The 9,208-nt window shown below is 69.5% G+C and carries 11 protein-coding genes; 2 read left to right on the forward strand and 9 right to left on the reverse strand.

All coding sequences use genetic code 11. The annotated features are described in order from the left end of the window. A partial coding sequence (locus D8Y23_RS15100; RefSeq protein ID WP_205797293.1) for an alpha amylase C-terminal domain-containing protein occupies positions 1 to 300 on the forward strand: 300 nt, incomplete at its 5' end. Between the two features lie 51 nt (positions 301 to 351). Here D8Y23_RS15100 and D8Y23_RS15105 read toward each other — a convergent pair. Then, positions 352 to 1,299, reverse strand: coding sequence for a tetratricopeptide repeat protein (locus D8Y23_RS15105; protein ID WP_128218900.1), 948 nt, complete (start codon positions 1,297 to 1,299; stop codon positions 352 to 354). Further along, a complete protein-coding gene (locus tag D8Y23_RS15110; RefSeq protein WP_128218901.1) occupies positions 1,296 to 3,098 on the reverse strand; it encodes a glycosyl transferase in 1,803 nt (600 codons plus the stop codon). Before D8Y23_RS15110 ends, D8Y23_RS15105 begins: the two co-directional genes overlap by 4 nt. 172 nt (positions 3,099 to 3,270) lie before the next feature. Between D8Y23_RS15110 and D8Y23_RS15115 the strand changes: the two genes are divergently transcribed. Beyond that, a complete protein-coding gene (locus D8Y23_RS15115; RefSeq protein ID WP_128218902.1) occupies positions 3,271 to 4,344 on the forward strand; it encodes an AI-2E family transporter in 1,074 nt (357 codons plus the stop codon). A 3-nt stretch (positions 4,345 to 4,347) separates the two neighbouring features. Here D8Y23_RS15115 and D8Y23_RS15120 read toward each other — a convergent pair whose 3' ends face one another. The 7 genes from D8Y23_RS15120 to pyrH form a co-directional block, all read right to left on the reverse strand. Further along, the gene (locus tag D8Y23_RS15120; protein WP_128218903.1) at positions 4,348 to 5,070 is read right to left on the reverse strand and encodes an alpha/beta hydrolase; all 723 of its coding nucleotides are present in this window, start codon (positions 5,068 to 5,070) and stop codon (positions 4,348 to 4,350) included. Then, positions 5,070 to 5,357 carry a hypothetical protein gene (locus tag D8Y23_RS15125; protein WP_128218904.1) on the reverse strand — a complete coding sequence of 96 codons (288 nt, stop codon included), beginning with the start codon at positions 5,355 to 5,357 and terminating at the stop codon, positions 5,070 to 5,072. The genes D8Y23_RS15120 and D8Y23_RS15125 overlap by 1 nt, the downstream gene beginning before the upstream one ends. A gap of 7 nt (positions 5,358 to 5,364) precedes the next feature. Then, on the reverse strand, positions 5,365 to 6,084 hold the full coding sequence (locus tag D8Y23_RS15130) for a transglycosylase SLT domain-containing protein (RefSeq protein WP_240663925.1): 720 nt from the start codon (positions 6,082 to 6,084) through the stop codon (positions 5,365 to 5,367). 46 nt (positions 6,085 to 6,130) lie between these two features. Beyond that, a complete protein-coding gene (locus D8Y23_RS15135) occupies positions 6,131 to 6,706 on the reverse strand; it encodes a DivIVA domain-containing protein (protein ID WP_128218905.1) in 576 nt (191 codons plus the stop codon). Further along, positions 6,703 to 7,752 carry a phosphatidate cytidylyltransferase gene (locus tag D8Y23_RS15140; RefSeq protein ID WP_128218906.1) on the reverse strand — a complete coding sequence of 350 codons (1,050 nt, stop codon included), beginning with the start codon at positions 7,750 to 7,752 and terminating at the stop codon, positions 6,703 to 6,705. The genes D8Y23_RS15135 and D8Y23_RS15140 overlap by 4 nt, the downstream gene beginning before the upstream one ends. A gap of 3 nt (positions 7,753 to 7,755) precedes the next feature. Continuing rightward, positions 7,756 to 8,310: a ribosome recycling factor gene (gene frr, locus D8Y23_RS15145; RefSeq protein ID WP_128218907.1), complete on the reverse strand. Its 555-nt coding sequence runs from the start codon at positions 8,308 to 8,310 to the stop codon at positions 7,756 to 7,758. A gap of 75 nt (positions 8,311 to 8,385) precedes the next feature. Further along, positions 8,386 to 9,105, reverse strand: a complete 720-nt coding sequence (pyrH, locus tag D8Y23_RS15150; protein ID WP_128218908.1) for a UMP kinase — start codon at positions 9,103 to 9,105, stop codon at positions 8,386 to 8,388. Between the last annotated feature and the right edge of the window lie 103 nt (positions 9,106 to 9,208).

The following is a 9,208-nucleotide window of genomic DNA, read 5'->3' on the forward strand; positions in this document are numbered from 1 at the left end:
GCTGCGTTCTCGCGACTCGGGGCCCCCGCGTGGAACCCCAACGTGCTCGCCTTCGCGCGCCGCGACCACCACGGCAACACCGTCACCGTGGTGTGCAACTTCTCGGGTGTGCCGCTCAGCGACTTCCCGCTCGACCTCCCGGAGGCCGGAACCTGGACCGAGGTCCTCAACAGCGACGCCGAAGCCTTCGGCGGATCGGGCCAGGGGAACCTGGGTGCGGTCACCACCGACGCCCGGGGGAGTGCCGTGCTGACCGTCCCCCCGCTCGGCGTCCTCTGGCTGCACCACCGCGCCGGCTGATCCGCGAACGAGAGATGGCCCCGTCCTCGGACGGGGCCATCTCTCGTGAAATCAGAAGAGCAGGGATGCCAGACGCGAACGCGCCCGGATGACGCGGGCGTCTTCGTCACCGACGAGTCCGAAGAGTTCGAGCAGACGCTCGCGCACCGGCGCGCGCTCGTCCGACGGCAGCGCGCCGAACAGGTCGAGCAGGCGGGCGAACGCATCGTCGATGTGTCCGCCGGCGATGTCGAGGTCGGCCACGACGAACTGCGCCTCGATGTCGGTGGGGCCGGCGGCCGCCGCGGCGCGAGCCGCCTGCAGATCGACGCCCTGGACACGGTCGAGGAGGCGGACCTGCCCGAGCCCTGCGCGCGCGTCGGCGTCACGCGGATTCTCGACGAGGGCCCGCTCGTAAGCGGCGATGGCGCGGGGGTAGTCCCCCTCTTCGATGGCCGCGAACGCCTCCGCGTGCAGCGGCGGGAGGGGCTGTTCGGCCGGTTCTTCCGTCGGGGGCTCGGAACCCTCTACGGGCACCGTTCCGGTGACGCCGTGCTGAGCGGCGAGCTGCAGCAACTGCGCGAAGACCTCGCGGACCTGTTGTTCGGGGACGGCACCGGTGAACAGCGGAACGGGCTGCCCCGCGACGAGCGCGACGACCATCGGGATCGACTGCGCACGGAAGCCCTGAGCGAGCTGCGGGTTGGCGTCGACGTCGACCTTCGCGAGGACGACCTTGCCGGCGAGCTCGGTCACGACCTTCTCGAGGACGGGGCTCAGCTGTTTGCACGGACCGCACCACTCCGCCCACAGGTCGACCACGACCGGGACGCTGCGCGACAACTCCAACAACTGCCCGAACGAGGCGTCCGTGACATCGAAGACGAGCGACGGTGCGGGGGCGCCCTGTCCCGTAGAAGCCGCACCTTCCGCGGGGGCCGCGGGCGGCTGCGGGCGGTTGCGTAGCGACGACAGGTCGACCGCTCCGCGCAGGACGGAACCGGGGGTGGGAGTGCTCACGGGGACACCTTCGCTTCGAGGAGGCTGGAACGGTAGCCCAGCAGCCGGATCTTGTCGTCCGATCCCTGGCTGGGCACGTAGAAGAAGATCTGATCGGTGTAGGTCGTGGTGAAGCCGGTGGCCGACTGGTCGACCCCGGTCAGGGCCTTCACCGCGGGATTGTTGTCGAGCTTGATGACGGCATCCGCATTCGTCGGCTTCGCCGTATCGCTCTCGTGGACGTTGACCGCGACGATCGCGCCGGTGTCGAGGGTCGCGAGGGCGATGGGCTCGGCCGGGCCGGCCGACGCGGAGAAGCTGATCTCGGCGGTGCCTTGGCCGGTCTGGTTCAGCTCGTCGGTGCGGGCCCGCTTGTTGTCCTCGATCGCCGGCAGGAGCAGATCGTTCGCCGTGTCGAAGGCGGCCCACGATGCGCTGTTCTGCCCGTTGTTGATGAGGTCGGCGTAGGCCGCCGCCACCTCGTCGGGCGGCATGACGAGGAACGACGAGTCCGGCGGGACCTGGGTCGCGCCGACGTAGGGGGCTGCCAGCTCCGGGAGATTGGTGGATGCCTCGAGGTTGCCGACATAGGACACGCGGTACTCGGACCACGGGTCTTCCTGCGTCATCATCATGATCGAGGTCGTCGGGGCGGCGGAATCGCCCGACTCGACGACCGTCATCACCGTGCGCGGCCAGGTTCCGGTCGTCTGCGGGAGGATGATCTGCACCGGCTCCGCGGGAATCGCGGGCAGCGCGGGGCGATCGGGCAGCGCGGCGCGCAGGGCGTAGTTGGTCTGGCGTTCCGCCAAGGCCGGCCCGGCGAGCCGGGTTGCGGCGGCGGTGGCGTCCAGGGTCGAGTCCGCCTCCGCGACGGTGGTCGCGATCTTCGACACGATGCGCTCGGCCTGGTTCTCGGTGACCGCGGGCGGGAACTGTCCTTCGGGCACGATGACGGTGGGGCTGGGGCTCGGGCTCCCACTGGCGGCGAACTGCGGCCACGCGTCGGCGGAGCAGCCTGCGAACAACGCCATCGAGACACCCAGGGCGGGAACGGCGAACAGCGCGCGGCGGCCGCGTCCGACCGCACCGCGACTGCGGCGTGCGGGGCTCGAACTGATGACGCCCTTCTCGGCGGCATCGGCATCGGCGATGGAGATCGGTTCGGTGACGGGAAGCGGGAGTCCCTTACGGCGCGGACGACGAGAGCGGCGTACGTGGCGGATGCCGAGGACGTACAGCACGATGCCGGCCAGCAGGGCGATCGCTCCCCCGGCGATCAGGGGACCCGCCCACGGCGTGGAGTTGTCGATCGGCCACGAGACGGTGATCTCGGACGGCGCCGGGGCCGTGCCATCGCTCGCGACGAGAACGCTCATATCGGCGGGAAGCTGCAGAGTGGTGGTGAGCGAGCCGGTCTGTTGGTACTCGTCGAGCCAGAGGTCGGACCCCGCCGGTGTCCGCGCCGCGGTCGTCTCGGTCGTCGGCGCAGTCGTGGAGGCGGGCACGACGGCGGTTTCGACCGCGTTCTCCTGTCCGAGGGTCACGGCGGTGTAGGGAACGTCGGCCAGCCACGCCCGCATGTCACTGGTGCGACCGTACGAGACGAACACCTCGCCGTCACCCGCCACCCGCAGCGCCTGTGCGCCGGGGAGGCTCCCGAGCACCGCCCCGTCCACGAGCGTGTAGGCCGTCGTCCCGTCCGTCTGGATGGACTCCGTGGCCACCGAGGGGCCCTGGAAGACGGTGCGCTGAGCGATGCCCGCGCCGATCATGGCGGCAGCGATGACGAACGCCACCACGGCCCAGACGAATCTCACGCTTCACACCATCCCCACCGGCGACTCGAGCGGCCGCCGAAGAATCGACGTTTCAGACTAGCCGAGGCCGGCTGAAAGTTCGCGGCGAGGCCCGGCGGTCCCGCGGGGCCCTCGTGCTCAGTATCCTTTCGAGACGGGCCCATATGCCCGCCCGAGGCAGGAGACCCCGACGATGAAGATCCACAATCCGTTCCGGGTCGCCCTGTTGGCGACGCTCGGCGTCGGGGTCGGGTTGCTCGTGATCGGGAGCGTGCAGAACCTTTCCACGATCCTGCTCTACGTGGGCACCGCTCTCTTCCTCTCGCTCGGCCTCGATCCGGTCGTCTCGTTCCTGGAGCGTCGCGGCCTGCCGCGCTGGGCGGCCGTTCTTCTGACGATCCTCGGAGTGCTGGGCATCTTCGCCGGGATCATCCTCATGGTCGTGCCCATCATCGTGAGCCAGATCGCGCAGCTGATCGGCCAGATCGAGGGTCTCCTCCAGCCGGGGCGCTGGAACGAGGTCGTCACGAACGTCCAGCAGTGGGCCACCGACACGTTCCCGTGGCTGCGGATCGACGAGGTATGGGCCGGCGTGCAGCAGTGGTTCACCACGCTCGACGTCGGGTCCATCTCGACGATGGTCGGCAACAGTCTGCTGACCGTCGGCGGAGCGGTCGCGGCCGGCCTCGGCGGCGCCTTCATCGTGCTCATCCTGACCATCTACTTCACCGCGTCGACGCCGTCGCTGAAGTCGGCCGTGTACCAACTCGTCCCGGCATCCAAGCGGGCGCGCTTCATCGAACTCGCCGAGAAGATCACCGATTCCGTCGGCTACTACGTCATGGGTCAGGTCAGCCTCGGCGTGATCAACGGCATCCTGAGCGCGATCTTCCTCTCGATCATCGGTGCACCGTTCCCCGCGGTGCTCGCCGTCATCGCCTTCTTCTTCTCGCTGATCCCCCTCGTCGGCACCCTCACCGGGTCGACGATCATCGTGTTGACCTGCCTCATCCCCGGGCTCGGGTCTCCGACGGTCGCCCTGATCGCGGCGATCTATTACCTCGTGTACATGCAGATCGAGGCGTACGTGATCTCGCCGCGCATCATGAATCGCGCGGTCTCGGTGCCGGGGTCTGTCGTCGTGATCTCGGCCCTCGCGGGTGGCGCGCTCCTGAACCTGCTCGGAGCGCTCATCGCGATCCCGGTGGCCGCCAGCATCCTGATCATCTACCGCGAGGTCATCATCCCGCGGCAGAACGAGCGCTGAGCCTCAGTCGTCGACCGGCCCGTCCCACTCGACGGGGAGAGGGAGGGCGTCCGGGTTCACGGCCGCGACGATCTCAGTCAGCACCCGGCGCGTCTGGTTCTCGCCGACCCACAGGTGCTTTCCCCCCTCGACGGCGATGAGGTGTGCGTGCGGAACGGTGGAGAACCGCACCCGCGCTTGGTCGGGGCGGAGGTAGTCGTCGAACTCGGGGACGAGCACCACCATGCGGCGTGAATCGCCCGCCCAGGCCGCGACCTCCTCGGCGCTCGCGCGGTGCAGCGGCGGCGAGAGCAGGATGACGCCCTCGATGTCGTGGTCACGGCCGTACTTCAGGGCGAGTTCGGTCCCGAAGGACCAGCCCACCAGCCACGGGCGCGGAAGCCCTCTCTCGCGCACGAAGTCGACCGCGGCGGCCACGTCGAACACCTCACCCGCTCCCCCGTCGAACGCTCCCTCGCTCGTTCCGCGGGGCGATGTGGTGCCGCGCGTATTGAATCGCAGCACCGCGAGATCGGCGAGGGCGGGGAGACGTCCGGCCGCCTTGCGCAGGATGTGGGAGTCCATGAACCCGCCGGCGGTCGGCAGCGGGTGGAGGGTCACGAGCGTCGCCACCGGTGACCCGTTCTCGGGGACGGCCAGTTCGCCGACGAGAGTGAGGCCGTCGACGGTGGTGAGCTCGACGTCCTCGCGGTGGGCGGGAAGCAGGACGGGGCCGCGGATCTCCATCAGGCAATTCTCCAACAGTGCGTGTGCCAGTGACGTCGAGCGGCGAGATCGGCCGAGTCGCCGAGCACGCCGTCGGCGCGCCACACGACGACATGCGCGACGCCCACTTCGACCGATCGCCCGCACCCCGGGCAGATGTAGGACTTCTGCGCCTGGGCCGCCGACAGCGGCTGCACGGTCCACTCCGCACCGCGCTTGAACTCGGTGCGTTTCCATCCGGCGATCAGACGATCGAGCGAGGCGTCGGAGCGGTCATTCGACGGCCGACGCTTGCGGGAGCGGGGCACTCTCCCGTCACCACCAGTGGTTGCTGGTCCAGAACGCGTACGCGTTGCCCCAGCTGCCGTAGCGGTTGACGGCGTAACCGGTGGCCCACCGCAGGTTGTCGACGGGGTCGTACCCGTTGCCGGGCACCTTGCTGCAGGGCAGTGCCTGCACGAGCCCGCAGGCGCCCGACGAGCGGTTGGTGGCGTTCGGGTTCCACCCGCTCTCACGGGTGACGATGTAGTCGACGTAGCCCATGTCGGCTTCCGAGATACCGGCCGACGCCATCCACTCGCTGGGCGCACCGCCGCCGGAATAGAGCAGCGGACCAGTGCTTCTCTCGCTCGATGTCTCCGATCCCGTCGACGACGCCTTCTTGGCGGTCGGGGTGGGCGTCGGTGTGGGCTTCGGCTTGACGTAGACGTTGTAGCTCGAGCGGTCGAGCGTCGGCGCTTGCTTCTCGCCGCCCGTCGACACCTGCTGGGCGTCGTCGAGTCCTTCGGCGTACAGCGTGACGGTCTGGGGTTCGTCGGCCTGTGCGCGCAGGATCGCGCCCCCCATGGGACCGACGTAAGCGCCCGTGAACGCGAGCGCCGCGCAGGCGGCGAAGACAGCGACGACCCCGCGCCGACGCGACCAGTGGATCCCGCGCCGCGCCGACGGAGCCGGGTGCACCACGTCCATCACCGCGTGGCCGCGACGGGCCGCACGCCGGGACGAGGCGCGGGTGAGGTCGGATCCGGGAGTCACAGTGCGGTCGAGTCTACCGATGCGTCCGACGTGGTGCCACGCGTCATCAGCCCACCGCGAGCATGACCTCGACAACCGCATCGAGCACGGCGTCCACCTGGGCTTCGCGGTAGCCGCCGCGCTGGATGCGGAACGCGACCGAGCGCACCTGCTCGGGTGTCACCGGCTCTCCGGCGGCGAGGTACCGAGCGATGCGGTCGGCCACGATGTCGACCTCGGCGACGCTGTAACCGAAGTGCAGGAGTCCGACGCGCTCGAAGCGCTCGCCGCGCGGGCGTGACACGCGGTCGAGCACGACCTGCGCCGTGTCGCGCGTCTCGGCGACCCACGCTCTCGCGCCGAGGCGTGACAACGCGTACTCCCGTTCGCGCGCGGCGAAGGCGTCCTCCACCCGTCCCAGGGCGGCATCCACCGGTCCGATCGCGTACCCGCGGCGGACGAGCGGAAAGGATGCCGCTCGCACCTCGGCCGAGCGGAGCGTGCCCGGCTCATCGGCCTCGAACGCGGCGCGTGCCTTTTCGAGGAAAGCGTCGACCGCGCGCTTCTCATATCCCTTCTTGCGCCCGGGGGCGTTCGGGAATGGCGTCGGACGCGGTGACCCCTGCGGCTCGCGATCGGTCATGACACCCCCAGCGGCGAGAGAAGGTAGAACAGAGCCAACGCTGCCGTGGCCGACGGCAGGATCGAGTCGAGACGGTCGAGGACACCGCCGTGACCGGGGAGCCACGAGCTCATGTCCTTGATGCCGAGGTCGCGCTTGACCATCGACTCGCCGAGGTCGCCGACCGTCGCGGTGGCCAGGATCACGGCGCCGAAGATGAGCCCCGTCCACCACGGCACACCCAGCATGAAGACGGCCAGCAGAACACCGGCCGCCAGCGCGGCGACGCACGCCCCCGCGAAGCCCTCCCAGGTCTTCTTGGGGCTGATCCGGGGAGCCATGGGATGCCGACCGCCGCGGCCGAACGTGAGGCCTGACACGTAGGCGCCCGTGTCGGCGACGACAGCGAGGACGAGGAAAGCGAGCACCCACCATTCGCCCCCGTCTTCGGCGAGCAGGATCAGGGCCATGCTCGTGAGGAACGGGACGTAGAGCTGGACGAAGGCTCCGACCAGCACGTCCGCGAGGACCGCCGTGTGAGACCGCCCGTCGGCCGCGACCATCTGGGCCGTCAGACGCCACACGATGACGATGGCGACCGCGACGAGGGTGGCGACCCAGTGCAGCCACAGACCCGCCAGAAAGCCGCTCGCCAGGAGGAGGATTCCCGCGGCCAGCTGCGGGACCACGTCGACCCGACGCCCCGACACCTGCAGGGCCCGGGAGAACTCGAAGACCGCGAGCACCATCGCGCCGAGGGCGAAGAACGCGAATAGCCACTTCACGAAGATCAACGACGCGACGACGACCACACCGATCGCCACGCCGATGAGGATGGCCACGATCAGGTCGCGTCCGGTCCGCTGCTTGAGGCGCTCGTTGGCGTGATCGAACTCCGCCCGGGCGTGGGCGATGTGCTGCTCGGCATCCGTGCGCATGGAACGCAATTGCGACTCGATCGCGGTCACCGTGTCGTCGGTGACGGGAGCGCGACGCGCCGCGTCGCCCCTCCGTCGGGAGGGCGGCGCGGCGGGTGGCGTCTCGCCGGCGTCGGGGGCCTCGGGCATGGGTCAGACCTCGAGCAGCTCTGCCTCTTTGCGCTTCAGTGCCTCGTCGATCGCATCGACGTGCGCACGGGTCACCCCGTCGAGCTCCTTCTCGGCGCGGACGAGCTCGTCTTCGCCGACGTCGCTCTTGAGCGCGTCGAGATCGTCCTTGGCCTTCCGGCGCAGGTTCCGCACCTGGACCTTCGCGTCCTCGCCCTTCCCGCGCACGATCTTGACGTACTCCTTGCGACGCTCCTCGGTCAGCTCGGGCATTGTCACGCGGACGATGGTGCCGTCGTTGGTCGGGTTCACGCCGAGGTTCGGCATGTCGCGGATCGCCTGCTCGATCGCCTTCAGCGCCGACTTGTCGTAGGGGTTCACGACGAGCGTGCGCGCCTCGGGATTGTTGAGCGAGGCGAGCTGGGCGAGCGGCGTGGGCGAGCCGTAGTAGTCGACCAGGATCTTCTGGAACATCTGGGGGTTCGCGCGCCCGGTGCGGACGGTCGCGAAGTCCTCCTTCGCGGCCTCCACGGCGCGGTCCATTCGCGCTCCGGCATCGGCGAGGACATCGGCGATCACGGTGACTCCATTCGTTGGGGCTGACGTCTCAGTCTAATCGCGGCGCGGACCCGGCACCCGGGCCCGCGCCGCGCGTCACGAGGTGACGAGTGTGCCGATAGTCTCGCCGAGGAGCGCGCGGGTGACGTTCCCCGCGGGCTCCATGCCGAACACGCGCATGTCCATGCCGTTGTCCATGCAGAGGCTGAACGCGGTGGAGTCGACGACCTTGAGGCCCTTCTGCAGGGCGTCGGTGTAGGTGAGGTGGTCGAGCTTGGTCGCCGTGGCATCCACGCGGGGGTCGGCGGTGTACACGCCGTCGACGCCGTTCTTTGCGACGAGCACCTCGGACGCGCCGATCTCGAGCGCGCGCTGCGCGGCGACCGTGTCGGTCGAGAAGTAGGGCAGGCCGGCGCCCGCACCGAAGATGACGACGCGGCCCTTCTCCATGTGCCGCTGCGCACGGCGCGGAATGTAGGGCTCCGCGACCTGCGTCATCGATATCGCGGACTGCACGCGCGTGGCCGCGCCCGCCTGCTCGAGGAAGTCCTGCAGCGCGAGGGCGTTCATCACGGTCCCGAGCATGCCCATGTAGTCGGCCCGTCCGCGGTCCATGCCGCGCTGGCTGAGTTCGGCACCACGGAAGAAGTTCCCCCCGCCGACGACGATCGCGATCTCCACGCGATCCACCGCCTCGGCGATCTCTCGGGCGATCTGGCTGACGACGTCGGGATTGACCCCGAGCTGTCCCCCGCCGAAGGCCTCACCGGACAGTTTGAGCAGAACGCGGCGGCGCCGGGTCGCTTCATCGATCACGTGTCATGTCCTCTCGTCTGATTCAAACTATCTCCCCCGCCGACGCGACCGATACGCCACGCGCGCAGGGAAAAGGCCCGGGATGCCATGGCATCCCGGGCCT

It is taken from the genome of Microbacterium enclense (assembly GCF_004022425.1).
In the GTDB taxonomy this organism is placed as follows: domain Bacteria; phylum Actinomycetota; class Actinomycetes; order Actinomycetales; family Microbacteriaceae; genus Microbacterium; species Microbacterium enclense_A.